This window comes from Clostridium sp. (assembly GCF_032576335.1).
In the GTDB taxonomy this organism is placed as follows: domain Bacteria; phylum Bacillota; class Clostridia; order Oscillospirales; family Acutalibacteraceae; genus Faecalispora.
In genome coordinates this window covers 204681-220447 of sequence record NZ_JAWFXC010000002.1, presented here as the reverse complement: position 1 = coordinate 220447, position 15767 = coordinate 204681, and the positions used below count along the sequence as shown (strand labels likewise).

Annotated in this window: 17 protein-coding genes; 16 read left to right on the top strand and 1 reads right to left on the bottom strand. The window is 45.0% G+C overall.

Annotation, left to right across the window (positions count from 1 at the left end; translation table 11 throughout):
• Positions 1 to 403 precede the first annotated feature (403 nt).
• The 16 genes from E7L17_RS03130 to E7L17_RS03055 all read left to right on the top strand — a co-directional run bounded on the left by E7L17_RS03130 (position 404) and on the right by E7L17_RS03055 (position 13665).
• Positions 404 to 640, top strand: coding sequence for an acyl carrier protein (locus tag E7L17_RS03130; protein ID WP_316321808.1), 237 nt, complete (start codon positions 404 to 406; stop codon positions 638 to 640).
• 81 nt (positions 641 to 721) lie between these two features.
• Positions 722 to 1558, top strand: coding sequence for an acetyl-CoA carboxylase, carboxyltransferase subunit beta (accD, locus tag E7L17_RS03125; protein WP_410470642.1), 837 nt, complete (start codon positions 722 to 724; stop codon positions 1556 to 1558).
• Positions 1555 to 2493 carry an acetyl-CoA carboxylase carboxyltransferase subunit alpha gene (locus E7L17_RS03120; RefSeq protein WP_316321807.1) on the top strand — a complete coding sequence of 313 codons (939 nt, stop codon included), beginning with the start codon at positions 1555 to 1557 and terminating at the stop codon, positions 2491 to 2493. The genes accD and E7L17_RS03120 overlap by 4 nt, the downstream gene beginning before the upstream one ends.
• On the top strand, positions 2490 to 3431 hold the full coding sequence (locus E7L17_RS03115) for a beta-ketoacyl-ACP synthase III (RefSeq protein ID WP_316321806.1): 942 nt from the start codon (positions 2490 to 2492) through the stop codon (positions 3429 to 3431). Before E7L17_RS03120 ends, E7L17_RS03115 begins: the two co-directional genes overlap by 4 nt.
• Positions 3432 to 3446: 15 nt before the next feature.
• Positions 3447 to 4379: a nitronate monooxygenase gene (locus tag E7L17_RS03110; RefSeq protein WP_316321805.1), complete on the top strand. Its 933-nt coding sequence runs from the start codon at positions 3447 to 3449 to the stop codon at positions 4377 to 4379.
• 2 nt (positions 4380 to 4381) lie between these two features.
• Positions 4382 to 5446, top strand: coding sequence for a nitronate monooxygenase family protein (locus E7L17_RS03105; protein WP_316321804.1), 1065 nt, complete (start codon positions 4382 to 4384; stop codon positions 5444 to 5446).
• Positions 5446 to 6381, top strand: a complete 936-nt coding sequence (gene fabD / locus E7L17_RS03100; protein WP_316321803.1) for an ACP S-malonyltransferase — start codon at positions 5446 to 5448, stop codon at positions 6379 to 6381. The genes E7L17_RS03105 and fabD overlap by 1 nt, the downstream gene beginning before the upstream one ends.
• Complete coding sequence (gene fabG, locus E7L17_RS03095; RefSeq protein WP_316321802.1) at positions 6378 to 7121, top strand: 3-oxoacyl-[acyl-carrier-protein] reductase; 744 nt, start codon at positions 6378 to 6380, stop codon at positions 7119 to 7121. Before fabD ends, fabG begins: the two co-directional genes overlap by 4 nt.
• Before the next feature lie 53 nt (positions 7122 to 7174).
• Positions 7175 to 8416 (top strand): beta-ketoacyl-ACP synthase II, encoded by a 1242-nt coding sequence (fabF, locus tag E7L17_RS03090; RefSeq protein ID WP_316321801.1) that lies wholly within the window; start codon positions 7175 to 7177, stop codon positions 8414 to 8416.
• 2 nt (positions 8417 to 8418) lie between these two features.
• Positions 8419 to 8847 carry a 3-hydroxyacyl-ACP dehydratase FabZ gene (fabZ, locus tag E7L17_RS03085; protein WP_316321800.1) on the top strand — a complete coding sequence of 143 codons (429 nt, stop codon included), beginning with the start codon at positions 8419 to 8421 and terminating at the stop codon, positions 8845 to 8847.
• A 69-nt stretch (positions 8848 to 8916) separates the two neighbouring features.
• Entirely contained in the window at positions 8917 to 9393 is a 477-nt protein-coding gene (locus tag E7L17_RS03080) for a MarR family transcriptional regulator (protein ID WP_316321799.1), read from the top strand.
• Between the two features lie 194 nt (positions 9394 to 9587).
• Positions 9588 to 10448 (top strand): tRNA 2-thiocytidine biosynthesis TtcA family protein, encoded by an 861-nt coding sequence (locus tag E7L17_RS03075; RefSeq protein ID WP_316321798.1) that lies wholly within the window; start codon positions 9588 to 9590, stop codon positions 10446 to 10448.
• A 37-nt stretch (positions 10449 to 10485) separates the two neighbouring features.
• Entirely contained in the window at positions 10486 to 10815 is a 330-nt protein-coding gene (locus tag E7L17_RS03070; protein ID WP_316321797.1) for a hypothetical protein, read from the top strand.
• A gap of 37 nt (positions 10816 to 10852) precedes the next feature.
• Entirely contained in the window at positions 10853 to 11392 is a 540-nt protein-coding gene (locus tag E7L17_RS03065) for a hypothetical protein (RefSeq protein ID WP_316321796.1), read from the top strand.
• 125 nt (positions 11393 to 11517) lie between these two features.
• Positions 11518 to 12084 (top strand): HDIG domain-containing metalloprotein, encoded by a 567-nt coding sequence (locus tag E7L17_RS03060; RefSeq protein ID WP_316321795.1) that lies wholly within the window; start codon positions 11518 to 11520, stop codon positions 12082 to 12084.
• A 330-nt stretch (positions 12085 to 12414) separates the two neighbouring features.
• Positions 12415 to 13665, top strand: a complete 1251-nt coding sequence (locus E7L17_RS03055; protein WP_316321794.1) for a [Fe-Fe] hydrogenase large subunit C-terminal domain-containing protein — start codon at positions 12415 to 12417, stop codon at positions 13663 to 13665.
• A gap of 738 nt (positions 13666 to 14403) precedes the next feature.
• Here the strand turns inward: E7L17_RS03055 and E7L17_RS03050 are convergent.
• A complete protein-coding gene (locus E7L17_RS03050; RefSeq protein WP_316321793.1) occupies positions 14404 to 15555 on the bottom strand; it encodes a 5-bromo-4-chloroindolyl phosphate hydrolysis family protein in 1152 nt (383 codons plus the stop codon).
• Between the last annotated feature and the right edge of the window lie 212 nt (positions 15556 to 15767).

Here is a 15767-nt window from a genome sequence, read left to right as displayed (position 1 = left end):
CCTTTTCATACTTGGCTAATTTTCCTCACCTTAAAACAGTGCTGACATTATCGCTAAAAAAGTAAAGAGACAAAAAACACCCGCAAGGTACTTTCCCGCGAGTCGCATTTTTCCTATGAGGTCTCTCTCAATTTTGTTTTAATCCATCCTCATTATTTGCACGTTTTTATGATAAAAGCAAGACAAATAAAACCCTTTTGGAAGTGGATCACCTTGATTTTGATTGTACTGGAAGCGATTGGAAAAGTCAAGCACAGCATGCACTCAGCATTCTCAAACCCATTTATTTACATAAATTTTTCTTGACTTTTTTATGGAATTGGAATAGGATGAGATTAAAATTTTTTAATTAAATATTTTTAAGTATTTTTCACCAAAGCGCACAGAGAAGAGGTTCAGAATCGTGATTTTTGAAGAAATCCGAGATTTAATCGCAAGTAGAACAACACTAAGCAAAAATGTAATTACCATGCAGGCCTTATTAAAAGACGACCTTAGTCTCGATTCTTTTGACCTTGCAGAACTGGCTATGGAATTAGAAGACACATTTGAAGTAACAATATTAGACGAACAACTAGTCCGCTTTCAAACGGTGAGCGATATTGTTGCATTTATAGAACATCAAACTATACAAAAATGATCAAATGGACATTGTTTTATGGAAAGAAAGGAATATGCCATGAATAACCCTTCCTCACACCCTAAGATGACATTATTTTCAATGCTTCGCCTGCCAACGCAAAAGACCCGCAAGGAGTCTAGCGGCAAAGAGGTGCTGGGCTTTACGGCTTGCCCAAGCTGCAAAAAAGATATTTCACGAGCACAATTGGTAGAACGGCAAATGGTTTGCCCCTTTTGCGGGCATCATCTACCTATTTCCGCACAGGAACGCCTGAATTTGCTTGCTGACCCCGGAACACTGAATTTACTTGACCTTCCCGCCTGCCCGGAGAATCCCTTGAACTTCCCCGGTTACCCGGAAAAGCTCGAAGAAAATCGGCAAAAAACAGGGTTAGCAGACGCCGCTTTGTTTGCTTCGTTAGAGATTCAATCGCAGCCCACTGTTGTAGCAGTACTCGATAGTCGCTTTTTTATGGGAAGCATGGGAGTTCAAGTGGGAGAAATTATTACAAGTGCCGTAGAATATGCACTTGCAAAAAGAGTTCCCTTAGTTATTTTCAGTGCGAGCGGCGGTGCCCGTATGCAGGAGGGAATTCTTTCTTTAATGCAAATGGCAAAAACCAGTGCGGCCTTGGCAAGGTTTGCAAAAGAGGGCGGTTTATATATCTCTTACCTAACACACCCCACAACCGGCGGTGTAAGCGCTAGCTTTGCCGGCCTTGGCGATATTACTCTTGCGGAACCCGGTGCGCTCATCGGTTTTGCCGGTCCACGCGTGATTGAGCAAACCATCCGCCAAAAGCTGCCCGAGGGCTTTCAGCGCGCTGAATTTCAGGAGGAGCACGGCTTTGTAGACCGTATTGTTCCCCGCGGAGAAATGAAGTCTACCTTAGGCTTTCTACTCCAGATTCACAAAAAAGGAGGAATGCCTGCATGATTAAAGAGACGGAATTAAAGCTAGACCAGATTGACCAAGAGCTGGCGGCCCTGCGCGAAAAATCGAAAATCCCTCAGCTTCGCATTTGGCAGCTTGAGGGAGAACGCAAAAAGCTGTTGGAAGCTTACGCTGATCTTACCCCTGCCGATAAGGTTTACCTGGCCCGGCGGCCAAAGCGCCCGGGTATCCGCGATTTTACGGCGGCTTTATTTCAAGATTTCTTTGAGCTAAGGGGCGACCGCCTGAACAAGGACGATAAAAGTATTCTTGGCGGAGTGGCCTTTTACCACGGTATTCCCGTTACGGTAATTGGTCATTGCAAGGGTAAAAATTTAGAGGAAAACATGTACTATAATTTTGGCATGCCCGGCCCGGAAGGATACCGTAAATCCCTGCGACTTATGAAGCAGGCTGAAAAGTTCGGGCGCCCCATTATCACTTTTATTGATACTCCTGGCGCGTTCCCCGGCCTGGAAGCAGAAACAAACGGCCAGAGCGAAGCCATCGCACGCAATTTAGCGGCAATGAGCCAGCTTACAGTTCCCGTAATTGCAATTGTTACCGGTGAGGGCGGAAGCGGCGGCGCTTTGGCACTTGGTGTTGCCAATCGCCTACTCATGCTGGAAAACGCCGTATACTCGGTGCTTTCGCCGGAGGGCTTCGCATCTATTTTGTGGAAGGATTCCACCCGGAGCGCCGAAGCGAGCGGAATGATGAAGCTAACCGCTCAAGATTTACTGCAATTTGGCGTAGCTGATGAAATTATTGCCGAACCTCTCGGCGGCGCACACCGCAACCATAATGCAATTTATTCTGCACTGGATGAAGCCATACTGCGCAATTTAAAAGAGCTTCTACCTCTCAGTGACGAGGATTTGGCCAATCAAAGATACGATAAATTTAGAAAGATCGGAACGACAAAGGAGGCCATATGACTGGAATTCATATATTAGGAACCGGGCGCTGTATCCCGGAAAAAATAGTCACAAATGACGACATCAGCAAGCTGACTGACACAAACGATGAGTGGATTTCCACTCGCACAGGAATTCGCCAAAGGCATTTTGTGCAGGGTGAAAGCAATGCAGATTTAGCAACCGCAGCCGCAAAAAAGGCAATGGAAGAAGCTGGTGCACGCCCAGAAGAAATTGGTGCGTGTGTTGTAGCCACCTTTACCCCAGACCATATGTCCCCCGCTGTTGCAACACAGGTTCAGCGTCGGCTTTCTTTACCGGAGGACTGCCCCTCTTTTGACATTAGTGTGGGATGCACGGGTTTTTTATATGGTCTTACCGTTGTCCGCGGACTTTTGATGCAAAGCGGATATACTCGCGCTTTATTAATTGGAAGCGAGGTTATCTCCCGCGTGCTGGATTTTGAAGATCGAAGCACTTGCGTTCTATTTGGCGACGGTGCAGGTGCAGCAGTCATTGAGCTTTCTGACAAGCATTCGTTTACCAGCGTACTTGGCTGCCGTGGAGATGATACTCTTCTAGGCTGTACAAATGCTCACGGTGCAGAGCGACATCGAATTTTTATGAATGGAAGCGATGTATTCCGCTTTGCCGTTGAAACAGTACCACGCTCCATTGAAGATACGCTTCAAAAAGCGCAGCTTACCGCTGACCAAATAGATTATTTTGTTTGCCATCAAGCAAATCAGCGCATTATATCCAGTGTGATTCGTAAAACACATTTACCAGAAGAAAAGTTTTACTTAAATGTGCATAACTACGGCAATACCTCTGCTGCTAGCATTCCAATTGCTCTGGACGAAATGGCAGAGCAAGGTTTGCTAACCCCAGGAACCCGCACACTATGTGTTGGTTTTGGTGCTGGTCTTACCTGGGGCGGCGCAATTCTGGAATGGTAAAAAGGAGGAATCAACATGAGACTAAACAACTGGCTCGGAATTGAATTTCCGTTTATTCAAGGCGGCATGGCCAATATTGCCACAGGTGCATTTGCCGCAGCGGTTTCCAACTCAGGCGGCCTTGGGTTAATTGGTGCAGGTGGAATGAATCTGGATTCCTTTGCAGAAAATATCCAGATTTGTAAAGAGAGTACCGATAAGCCCTTTGGTGTAAATATTATGCTCATGCACCCGCAGGCCAAAGAAATGGCGGAACTGGCGGCGCAAGAGAGAATTCCTGTTATCACAACTGGTGCAGGAAACCCCAGTGCCTATATTTCCATGTGGAAAAACGCAGGTGCTAAAGTCATTCCGGTCGTACCGGGAGTTGCTCTCGCGAAGCGTGTAGCTGATTACGGCGCAGACGCCGTAATTGCGGAAGGAACCGAAAGCGGTGGCCATGTTGGTGAGCTTACTACTATGGCACTTGTGCCTCAGGTTGCAGACGCGGTAAATATACCTGTGATTGCTGCGGGTGGTATTGCCAGCGGTAGGCAGCTATTAGCTGCCTTTGCCTTAGGCGCGATTGGTGCACAGCTTGGCACCTGCCTGCTTGTGAGCGATGAATGCCCGATTCATGCCAATTATAAAACAGCAATTTTAAAAGCAAAAGACAATGGTACTACCGTTACCGGCCGTTCGGCTGGTGTTCCGGTTCGCCTCCTAAAAAACAAGATGGCACGTGAATACCTGAAAAAGGAAATTGCAGGAGCAGATAAAATGGAGCTCGAGCATTACACTCTTGGCTCACTGCGCCGTGCGGTTTTAGAGGGCGACGTAGACAACGGTTCGCTCATGGCCGGGCAGGTTGCAGGGCAGCTTCATGAGATAAAGCCACTGCGTTATATTTTTGAAGAGCTTTATAATGGGTATCTTGATGCTCTAACAAAGCTGGAACAGGAGCGCTAACTATGGTTCTGGTCAAAGAAAGACCCTTGCTTCTGCCAATTATTCAAGGAGGGATGGGAATTGGTGTTTCCCTTGGAAATTTGGCAGGGCATGTAGCAAAGCACGGTGCAATGGGTGTTATAAGTGCGGCAAACCCAGGCTTTGCCGAGCCGGATTTCTGGAAAAACGCGTTGCAGTGCAACATTTCTGCTTTAAAACAACAAATACAAAAAGCGAAGCAAATCGCACAAGGGAATGGTTGGGTTGCCATCAACGCGATGGTCGCCACCACTCATTATGCAGAAACGATACAGGCTGCTGTAGAAGCAGGTGCAGATGCGGTCATTTCAGGAGCCGGTCTCCCCTCTGATCTTCCTGCCTATGTAAAAGGCAGCAACACGGCTATTGCCCCTATTGTTTCAAGCGGAAGAGCAGCGCATACCATTTGCCGTATGTGGGATAAACGCCATAAGGTTTGCCCGGACTTTATTGTAATCGAAGGGCCAATGGCAGGCGGGCATCTCGGCTTTCATGCAGACGAACTGGAAAACGGAACGGCTCAAACTCCGGAACAGATTTTGCCGGAGGTTCTAGAAGAAATAAAGCCGTATGAAGAGAAATACCAAAAGTGCATTCCGGTGTTTGTTGCAGGCGGTGTTTACACCGCAGACGATATTACTGGCTTTTTAAAGCTAGGTGCCGCAGGCGTTCAAGTCGGAACCCGTTTCATTGCTACCGAGGAATGCGATGCGTCTCTACGCTATAAGGAAATATTAGTAAACGCCAAAAAAGAGGATATTTGCATTATTAAAAGCCCGGTTGGTATGCCGGGACGTGCTCTAAACTCTCCCCTCATTCAGCGTTTGCGTAATGATCTTCGCATTCCTGTACAAAAGTGTGCCGACTGTCTGCACCCCTGTAACCCGGCAACTACGCCATATTGCATTACTAAGGCGCTGGTGGAAGCGGTGCGCGGCAACTGGGAGGAAGGCTTATTTTTCTGCGGCAGCAATGCTTGGAGGCTTGATCGCATCCTGCCTGTACAAAAGCTACTGGAAGAACTGAAACAAGGATGGAGGGATTCCTGATGAAATTGGCTTTTATCTATGCCGGCCAAGGCAGTCAACACGTTGGAATGGGTATGGATTTATACGAACAATACCCGGAGTTCCGTCGTTTTTATGATACGGATGCCGCAGGATTTAACATCAAAGAAATGATGGAAAACGGCCCCGAAGAAGACCTTAATCAAACAAGAAACACGCAGCCCTGCATGGTAGCTTTTTGCACCGGCATTACTGCGCTTTTAGAGCAGGAGGGCATTCACCCGGAGATGGTAGCAGGCTTGAGCCTAGGGGAATATTCCGCTCTTACTGCCGCGGGTGTATTTGACGCCGACACCGCAATTGCTCTCACTGCTTTTCGCGGCAAGGTAATGGAAACTGCCGTAGGTGACCTGCCCTGTGCAATGGCAGCCATTATGAACCTTGACCGAGACGCTCTTAAACAGGTGTGCAGCGAGGCTTCCTCACTTGGTATTGTGGAGATTGCAAACTACAACTGCCCCGGACAAATGGTAATTGCAGGCGAAAAGTCTGCGGTGGAAAAAGCCAGTGAGCTTGCACTTGCAGCTGGTGCGCGCCGCTGTATTCCGCTTCATTTACCCGGCCCGTTCCACAGCTCGCTTATGCACCCTGCGGGTGACGCACTCGCCGAGTACTTTCAAAAAATTACGTTCGGCGAGATGAAAGTCCCTGTGATTTTTAACGTAACCGCAAAGCCGCTTCAACCGGACGAGAGCATTCCTGCATTAATGGAACGCCAAGTGCAGAGCAGTACCTATTTTGAAGATTCCATCCGTTACATGGAGCAGGCAGGTATTGATACACTAGTGGAAATCGGCCCCGGTAAGGTCTTAGCGGGTTTTGTACGCAAAACCACAAAGAATCTGAAAACGTTTTCTGTGGAAGACGTGGAAAGCCTGCGCGCTACAATTGAAGCACTGAAAGGAGCCGCACAATGAACCAGACTATAAGAACCGCCATCGTTACCGGTGGAAGCCGCGGCATTGGCCGCGCCGTATGCAAAAAGTTCGCTTCCGAGGGCAAGAACATTGTCATCAACTACGCCGGTAATCTTCAGGCAGCGGAAGAAACCGCCGCCGAATGCCGTGAGCTTGGTGCAGAAGCAATTCTGGTACAAGCCGATGTTTCTTCTGCCGCAGGCTGCGAAGAAATCTTTGCAAAGGCGCAGGAATCCTTTAAATCGATTGACATACTTGTAAACAATGCTGGTATTACTCGAGACGGCCTCATTCTTCGTATGAGCGAAGAGAATTTTGATGATGTTATCAATACCAATTTAAAGGGTGCATTTCTCTGCATGAAGCTGGCTTCCCGTATTATGATGAAGCAGCGCTGGGGTAGAATTATAAATCTAAGCAGTGTTGCCGGTGTACGCGGTAATGCAGGGCAAATTAATTATTCCGCCAGTAAAGCTGGCCTCATCGGTATGACCAAATCATTGGCGAAAGAGCTTGCCGGGCGCAGTGTTACGGTAAATGCAGTAGCCCCCGGCTTAATTGAAACTGATATGACCGGCGTTCTTCCGGACGCCGTAAAAGAACAGCTTGTTCAGGGTATCCCCATGGCGCGTGCTGGCAAGCCTGAAGAAATTGCAGCGGCAATTGCCTTTTTTGCCAGTGAAGAAGCTGCATACATTACTGGCCAGGTACTTTGTGTAGACGGCGGAATGGCCGTTTAACAATCTTTTATTTTTAGACTCCCGCCAGTGGCGGGCAGTTTCAGGAGGTTACTATGACGGAACGACGTGTTGTTATCACCGGACTTGGTGCATTAACTCCCATTGGAATTACCGCAGACGAAACTTGGCGCTCCGCAAAAGACGGAGTCTGCGGAATTGGAGAAATCACGCTGTATGATACAGCGAATCAAAAGGTTAAAATCGCCGGAGAGGTAAAAAACTTTCAACCGGAAAATTATATCGATAAGCGCGAAGCCAGAAAGCTTGACCGCTTTACACAGTTAGCAATTGCGGCTGCCGACCAAGCGTTTCAGGATAGCGGTCTGGTAATGGAGAAAGAGAACGCTTACCGCTGTGCTGTAATCGTCTCCAGTGGCATTGGCGGCCTTGGCACAATTGAGTCTGAGCATGCTCGTGGTGAACAAAAAGGCTTTGACCGTGTATCCCCTTACTTTATTCCCATGTGCATTGCGAACATGGGTGCAGCGCACATTGCCATTCGCACTGGTTTTCGTGGCATGGTTACCTGCCCGGTTACCGCGTGTGCCGGCGGTACGAATGCAGTAGGCGACGCTATGCGCCTGATTCGTGCCGGCTATGTGGATGTTGCTATCTGCGGTGGTGCAGAGTCTTCTATTACCCCATTGGGCATGGGTGGCTTTACCTCAATGAAAGCACTTTCTGAATCCACAGACCCCAACCGTGCATCTATCCCCTTTGATAAAGAGCGGGATGGCTTTGTAATGGGTGAGGGCGCCGCTATGCTGGTTTTAGAAAGCCTGGAGCATGCAAAAGAGCGCGGTGCAAAAATCTATGGAGAAGTGGTAGGCTATGGTTCTACCTGTGATGCTTACCACATTACTGCGCCTGACCCGGAAGGAACTGCCGCACAGGAATGTATGCGCCAAGCCATTGAAGATGCGAAAATCAACCCGGAAGAGGTTGCATATATTAACGCGCACGGAACCTCTACCCCACTGAACGATAAAAGTGAAACTGCCGCGGTGAAAGCAGTGTTCGGAGAGCATTCCAAAAAGCTGATGATTAGCTCTACAAAATCGATGACCGGTCACCTGCTCGGAGCCAGCGGCGCAGTAGAAGCGCTTTTGACCACGCTTGCGCTAAAAGAAGGCTTTGTCCCCCCCACCGTTAACTACCGTGAACCAGATGAAGATTGCGATTTGGATGTAGTACCGAACACCGGCCGCAAGGCAGATTTGCGCTATGCACTCTCTAATTCCCTTGGCTTTGGTGGACACAACGCAAGCCTTATTCTCAAACGCTGGGAGGAATGATCATGCAGCTTGACTCGAACCAAATACAAGAAATCCTTCCCCACCGCTACCCGTTCCTACTCGTTGATAAAATAATAGATGGCGAACCCGGCAAGTGGGCAAAAGGAATCAAATGTGTTACCGTAAATGAACCGTTTTTTTGCGGGCATTTCCCGCAAAAACATGTAATGCCCGGTGTTCTCATTATTGAGGCACTTGCTCAGGTTGGTGCTGTTGCGATTTTATCCCTTGAAGAAAATCGAGGTAAAATCGGTTTTATGGGTGCCATAAAGAATGCCCGCTTTAGGCAGCAGGTGCTGCCCGGCGACGTACTGGAGCTCACTTGCGAACTCACCCGCCAGCGTGGCCCCGTTGGCTTTGGCACTGCAACCGCTACTGTGAATGGTAATGTAGCGGCTACCGCCGAGCTGACTTTCGCAATTGGAGATTGACCCACTTAAAGAAGAAAAGAGAAAGCGGGCTGCTCTGTGCAGCCCGCATACCCGCAAAGGAGAGCACGAATGCTGGAACAATCCTTATCTGACGTATATACGAAATTTAAACTTCATTTTTATCGTAAGGTGTTTTCACGTATCGATAACCGCGAAGCGAGCCTGACTACTGTGGAAACCTACTGCATTGAAATTATTCATGCACTCGGGAACCCCACGGTCAATGAATTTGCCTCCTTTGCTCAAATTTCACCTCCGAATGCCGCTTATAAAGTGACCAATTTAATCCAAAAGGGTTATTTAAAGAAAAACCGTTCCAAAACGGATAAACGAGAGTACTATTTACAGGTAACCCCAAAGTACTTTGAGTATTATAATCTAAACCACGGCTATATTTTAACCGTGATAGACCGGATTAAAGAGCGCTTTACCGCGGAGGATGTCACTCAGCTTGATTACATTTTAAATGTAATGTACGATGAGCTGATGCCGGAGGTCCCTCTGCCTAGCAGAAACGACGTAAAACCTTTCGAGGAAAACAACTAATTACAATATTTATTTAAGAGAAGCAGCTTTTGCTGCTTCTCTTTTGCTTGTGATTGCCCCTAACGGAATATCATGCTATAATATTTAAATATCTAAAATACTAGAAATCAAATTTGTGAAATCTAACGCAATCAAACCTCATTCTAAAGCAAGCAAGCTTTAGAGAGAAATCTAATTGTTAAAGGCAGAAGAAGATGGAAGAGATCCAAAAGTTAGAGCAAAGTATTCTAAAGAAGTACAAAAAAGAAATTTGGAACCGTATGATAGGCGGAATAAAAGACTATCAGCTCATTCTTCCCGGTGACCGTATTGCGGTTTGTATATCTGGCGGAAAAGACTCGATGCTTCTGGCAAAGTGTTTGCAAATGCTCAAACGCCATACCGAAATCCCGTTTGAGGTGGAGTTTTTATCAATGGACCCCGGATACGACGGGTATAATCGAGAACTCATTGCGCAAAACGCTGAAAAACTTGGAATTCCCCTAACGGTTTTCACTTCCCGTATCTTTGAGATTGTGAGCAATTCGGGAGGAAACCCCTGCTACCTGTGCGCACGAATGCGCCGAGGTCACCTTTATGCGAAAGCAAAAGAGCTTGGCTGCAATAAAATAGCATTGGGGCATCATTTTGACGACGTAATCGAAACTACTATGATGAGCATGCTGTATGGAGCCGAAATTCGCACCATGATGCCGAAACTCCCGAGCACCAACTTCCCCGGAATGGAAATCATCCGTCCACTTTATTTAGTACGTGAGCGCGATATTCTTGCTTGGAGACGTTATAACTCCCTTGAGTTCGTACGCTGCGGGTGCCCCCTCTCGGAGCAAGTGCCTGTATGTACTGAAAAAGAGAATAACGGCTCGAAGCGGGCAATGGTAAAAGAGCTGATTGCAAACCTTCGGAAAGATAACCCTCAGGTAGACATTAATCTGTTCCGCAGTATGCACAACGTGAATTTAGATACCGTTCTTGGCTACCGGCAGGGCGGCCAAACCCACAGCTTCTTAGATTCTTATGGGCAAAATCAAACAGAAGGCTCGCTGGAAGAATAAAAAACTCGGCAATCTCAAATGAAGGAAGGATTTTCACTTGAAGTATATAAAATATTACATGATACATATAATGATGATTTTTACAATGCTAATGTTCGCTTACGCTTTTGCGGAATTCTCTATGGGACGTGACACCTCTATTGGAATGATTATGTTCTACATTGTATTATCTGTTTTTTATGTGTTTTCTTATTTTTTCTTACGTCACCAGATCCGCAAAGACGGCCAATATGCAAAAGATATTTTTCACCTTTTGCAAACCGAAGAAATCTATAATATGCTTCATATTTTTAATGAAAAGGTTGGCCTTGCATTTACAATTGTAATGGGTATTAGCAGTATTCTGGTTTATTTTTTAAAGCATTGAGTAATACACATTTCATATGGAAAGGGAGGATTTTAAAATGAAAAAGCGAGTATTGTTATCAATTGGTGTACTGTGCCTACTTCTCATTGCCATTTTGGCGGCGTTCCCCTCTCCAGTTATCGGATTAACCAAAGGCAGTTTAGAAGCAAATGCCAGAAAAACACTAAACGTAGACGAAAATTGGCACGCTGCCTCTTCCGTGAGCGAAAATGTTGCTGCCGTACTCTTATACAATTCCGATTTAACGGAATACCGCTACTCTGTATACTCTAAAAAACCAGGTTTTTCTTTCGGCTATTTCCCGCGGAGTTCCGGAGCAAAAGAGCTTGCTGAAGGACTAATTAGCTTTGATTTTGATAATGGCACCGCCATCTTGTCATTGAACCAAGAGAATGTTGCCAAAGTGCAAAGAACTTACGATAATAAAGAGCTTTCACCGGAGGTTTATGAAGTTAACTCCAGCGAACCATTTGTAGTTACGCTATCCTCTAACCCCAATAACAAGGAGGATGGAACAATTCATATCTTCGACAAACAAGGCAAAGAATTATCGCTTGAAAGAGCCTATGTGATTTGAGCTATAAAAAGGAACCAAGAGCTAATTCTTGGTTCCTTTTTTGGATTGAATTTTAACAGCAATGTGGACAGGTACTACTTTCTGCGCTATACTAACCTCAATACATCGAAAAGGAGTGACCAACTATGGGATTTGTTCCCACACTGGAACAAGCACAGGCTTTGTTAGAAGAATACAATCAAGATGAGTTTCATCTTCGCCATGCAAAAATTGTATCTGGCGTTATGGGGTATTTTGCAAATGAATATGACCCCGAGAATGTAGAGTTTTGGGAAGTGGTGGGTCTGCTTCATGATTTGGATTTTGAACAATATCCCGAGCAGCACTGCATCAAATGCCAAGAGATTATGAGAGAGCGGGGTTTGGATGAACGGCTGATTCGCGCCGTAGCAAGCCACGGTTACCTTTTACGGGTTGATATTGCACCGGAGCATATGATGGAGAAGATTTTGTATGCTACGGACGAGCTTACCGGTCTGATTGGCGCAGTAGCGCTGATGAGACCATCTAAGAGTGTATCCGATTTAGAGTTGAAATCCGTTAAGAAGAAATTTAAATCCACCAGTTTTGCCGCAGGGTGTTCGCGTGAAGTTATCTCAAGAGGAGCAGATATGTTGGGATGGTCTTTGGATGAGCTGATTGAGCGTACCATTCTTGCGATGCGCAGCCTAATGAATGCAATGGATATTTAGCACTTTTACCTAATTCGTCTTATACTGAAAGCATTAAAAGTCTCTTGTAACAGCACTATAACTGTGGCAGGAGGCTTTTGCAATATTGCGCAAAATGCATTTTGTACTTGTCCTCTCTTGACCTATCGATATTTATATTAAAACTACATGATATAGCAAATAAAGGTAATTCTGCAATAATTCTTTGTTACTATTTTGGCAGTTTAAATATTGTCAATTGATTGAATATTAACAGAAATCATCGTATAATAAACCTATATATTCCCAAAATAATATGGAATAGGGCGCTTTTAGTAATTGATTCTGCGCCCGGGCAGAAGGAGCATGAATATGACAACTTTTGAAGAGCTTTATCGCAGATTGGTCAAAGCATCCGTCGAAAACCACTTGGAGGACGAGCTGGAGCAGGCTCGTCAAGATGGATTTGACCCTCACCATTTAGATTGCTTATTGAATCCCTCTAAATTTGCGCCCGTTATTCGAATTGGCGATTGTGAGTGTACGGACAAATCAGATGCCTCTTGTGCCGGGAAGTGCCTGTTTGATGCACTGTACCGCGATGAGAAAGGTAATATGTCCATTAATAAAGATTTATGTGTCGGTTGTACGGAGTGCGTTACCAATTGCCACGCTAAAAAGCTGACAGAAAGCCGCGATATTCTACCTGCATTGGCCGCTATTCAGGAGGCAAAAAATCCGGTATATGCAATGGTTGCACCTGCATTCATTAACCAGTTCAGCAGCGATGTGACTCCCGGTAAGCTGCGTAGTGCTTTTAAGAAAATTGGGTTCGACGGAATGCTGGAGGTTGCATTATTTGCAGACATTCTTACATTAAAAGAAGCGTTAGAATTTGATAAAAACATTCAAAATGAAGAAGATTATCAGCTGACGAGCTGCTGCTGTCCCATGTGGATTGCTATGATTCGCAAGGTGTACAAGCAGTTAATCCCCCATGTTCCGGGTGCTGTATCTCCTATGGTTGCTTGCGGGCGCTCCATTAAAACGCTTTATCCCGGCGCAATTACTATTTTTATTGGGCCTTGCCTTGCAAAAAAAGCAGAAGCAAAAGAGCCGGATGTATCTGATTCCACAGATTTCGTTCTAACTTTTCAAGAAATTAAAGATGTATTTGATTTTGCCGGAATTGACCTTGCATCCATGCCGGAAGATGAGCGTGATCACTCCTCTCGTGCAGGCAGAATTTATGCAGGTACCGGCGGCGTGAGCGAAGCCGTTCAAAGCACGGTTGCACGCCTCAACCCTGACCGTGAGATTTCTGTTCGTGCGGCACATGCTGATGGCGTTCGTGCTTGCAAAGATATGCTTAGCGAAGCACTGGAAGGCAAGCTCACAGCAAACTTTATAGAAGGCATGGGTTGTATTGGTGGCTGCGTAGGCGGACCAAAGGCTCTTATCCCCAAAGAAGAAGGTCGTAAAAATGTGTTTGAATACGGCGACACAGCAACCTACCCCACTCCCATCGATAACCCTTATGTAATTGAGCTGTTACATCGTTTGGGATTTGATACGGTAGAAGATCTTCTTGAGCGCAGCGATATTTTCACACGCCAGTTTTAATGTTAAAAGGCCACCAGTAAAAACGGTGGCCTTTTAACAAAATAAAACCCTCCACAAATTCAGAGCCGAATTTGTGGAGGGTTTTTTCCGCCATCCGGCGGAATCGTTAGCATGTTTCAAAAGGAGTTTCTGTATGGTAAGCCTTAAAAGGCACTTATAATTTGTCTGCCAGCCTGCGGCCCGGTATTCCGACCAACCGCAGGCGGTTAATGCAGTGTTTTTGTTGATGTATTTTAGTATAGAGGAAAGTTATGTGAAAACTATGAACTGAAATAAAACAAATCAAAAACAAAAAAACAGCTTTTGAATCTTTCAATTCAAAGGCTGTTTAAAACTCTTTATTTGTTGCATTTACCCATATACTGGAGCAACAGATTAAGTAAATCTTTGCAATTCATAGTCATTCTCCTCTAAAATATCGAATGTTTACAAAATCCTAAATTACTTATTGCACTTATTCATATACTGAAGAAGCAGGCTCAATAAATCTTTGCAATTCATAATCAAACTCTCCTTTAATCCGAAATAATCATATCAATAAAAAACATCCCATTATTTGCTGCACTTATTCATATACTGGAGCAACAGGTTCAATAAATCTTTGCAATTCATAGTCCACATCCTCCTTTTAACCAAGTTCATTCAAGTCGGTTTTTGAATGTGGCTAAAGTGTAACACTTTTGTAACCTGTTTTCAAATGCAATTATTTACATGGAAATAAAGAAGTAAAATTATGTTTTATTTGATTTTAAAATCATCTCCGGTTAAGCCTTCGCGAGCCAGCATAACCTCAAGAACAGAGATATCGGAAGAAATGTCCATTGTTGCATCGCCAAATAAACTATCGAGCAGATTTTCAAACGCGGTATTAATGGTATCAAGGCTTTCGCGAATCTGTTTTTTTGCCGAAGTGATGTTTTCACCTTGTACCGGCTGGCAATCAAAGTGGCAGTATGAATGAATCAGCTTTAATGTGGTAGGCAAATAGTATTGATTGAATTTTCGTATTTGCGATTCTTTTTCCGGGTGAGCTTCCACATAACTCAGGATTTTTTCCGTAACATTTTCAATACGTGAAATTTTAAATAGAATCCCGTCATCGGTAATAAAATTCTTTGCCTGAGAAATTTGATTGAGTAAGTCACGGCCTTTTGAGGGCTCACTCGTTTCTTTTGCATCCTCATTTTTATCAGGATTGGTGCGCTCACGGTCTTGCATAGACTGCTGCGCCTGAAGATACTGCTGATATGTTTCTTCTCCAATCATAAGGCAGGTTCTCTGGTCATCCAAATAACCGTCCGGCAGCATGTTGCTTCGAATCATCTTCTCCAAATCTTTTACGACATAGTTAGGTGATTTATTAACTAGCTTTGCCAACTGCTCTATGGAACAGAAATTCGCACTGCCGACTCCATTTAAATAGCGTACAATTCGGTTCAGCCTGCCGCGTAGTTTAAACCCTAGCGTCAGCATCCAAGTGGAAAGGCCACTAGATGGCAGTAATACGACTATAATCGCTAAAATCGTATTCATAGCAGACATGCTTACCGATGCTACAATTAACCCCATCAACATAATTGCTGAAAATACACCTAAAATCCCACCGAATATAAGAAGCAGTATGCTGGACACCTGCTTCCAGGGAAAGCGAGAATCTGAATACCGCAGGGGGCGCGCCTCTGCCGGATAAGACGAATCTGGGTAGGGGATCTTCGGCCGTTTTGGAGGGCGAGCACGGTGGTGCCGCTTACGAGAGCCACCATCACCTACTGCATCTTGTATTGTATCTTTAACTTCTTGTTTTAAGTCGCGGAACTCTTCTGAATGAACCACACCTCGAACGCTATTGCCGATTTCTCTGCCTAGCATTGAAAAAAATCTCTCAAACATTTTAGAATCCTCACTATGTAGTTCTGAATAATTGTATTGCTTTTATTATACCTGAAACCGGATTAAATGACAACTAAACGGGTTCGACGTATTTTTCCATTTTTCATTATAGTAATTATAAAACTGCCATTTTTCCCCTTCCAAACTTTTTCAAAAAAACTAAAATTAATTTAAAAAAACGTATTGACATATGAAGGAAAACCAGATATAAT

Excerpts from the sequence above, each read along its gene's own strand:
- fabG (WP_316321802.1), top strand. The coding sequence starts at position 6,378 with ATGAACCAGACTATAAGAACCGCCATCGTTACCGGTGGAAGCCGCGGC.
- E7L17_RS03055 (WP_316321794.1), top strand. The coding sequence starts at position 12,415 with ATGACAACTTTTGAAGAGCTTTATCGCAGATTGGTCAAAGCATCCGTC.
- fabF (WP_316321801.1), top strand. The coding sequence starts at position 7,175 with ATGACGGAACGACGTGTTGTTATCACCGGACTTGGTGCATTAACTCCC.
- fabZ (WP_316321800.1), top strand. The coding sequence starts at position 8,419 with ATGCAGCTTGACTCGAACCAAATACAAGAAATCCTTCCCCACCGCTAC.
- E7L17_RS03115 (WP_316321806.1), top strand. The coding sequence starts at position 2,490 with ATGACTGGAATTCATATATTAGGAACCGGGCGCTGTATCCCGGAAAAA.
- E7L17_RS03080 (WP_316321799.1), top strand. The coding sequence starts at position 8,917 with ATGCTGGAACAATCCTTATCTGACGTATATACGAAATTTAAACTTCAT.
- fabD (WP_316321803.1), top strand. The coding sequence starts at position 5,446 with ATGAAATTGGCTTTTATCTATGCCGGCCAAGGCAGTCAACACGTTGGA.
- E7L17_RS03060 (WP_316321795.1), top strand. The coding sequence starts at position 11,518 with ATGGGATTTGTTCCCACACTGGAACAAGCACAGGCTTTGTTAGAAGAA.
- E7L17_RS03105 (WP_316321804.1), top strand. The coding sequence starts at position 4,382 with ATGGTTCTGGTCAAAGAAAGACCCTTGCTTCTGCCAATTATTCAAGGA.
- E7L17_RS03065 (WP_316321796.1), top strand. The coding sequence starts at position 10,853 with ATGAAAAAGCGAGTATTGTTATCAATTGGTGTACTGTGCCTACTTCTC.
- E7L17_RS03110 (WP_316321805.1), top strand. The coding sequence starts at position 3,447 with ATGAGACTAAACAACTGGCTCGGAATTGAATTTCCGTTTATTCAAGGC.
- E7L17_RS03120 (WP_316321807.1), top strand. The coding sequence starts at position 1,555 with ATGATTAAAGAGACGGAATTAAAGCTAGACCAGATTGACCAAGAGCTG.
- E7L17_RS03075 (WP_316321798.1), top strand. The coding sequence starts at position 9,588 with ATGGAAGAGATCCAAAAGTTAGAGCAAAGTATTCTAAAGAAGTACAAA.
- E7L17_RS03050 (WP_316321793.1), bottom strand. The coding sequence starts at position 15,555 with ATGTTTGAGAGATTTTTTTCAATGCTAGGCAGAGAAATCGGCAATAGC.
- accD (WP_410470642.1), top strand. The coding sequence starts at position 722 with ATGCTTCGCCTGCCAACGCAAAAGACCCGCAAGGAGTCTAGCGGCAAA.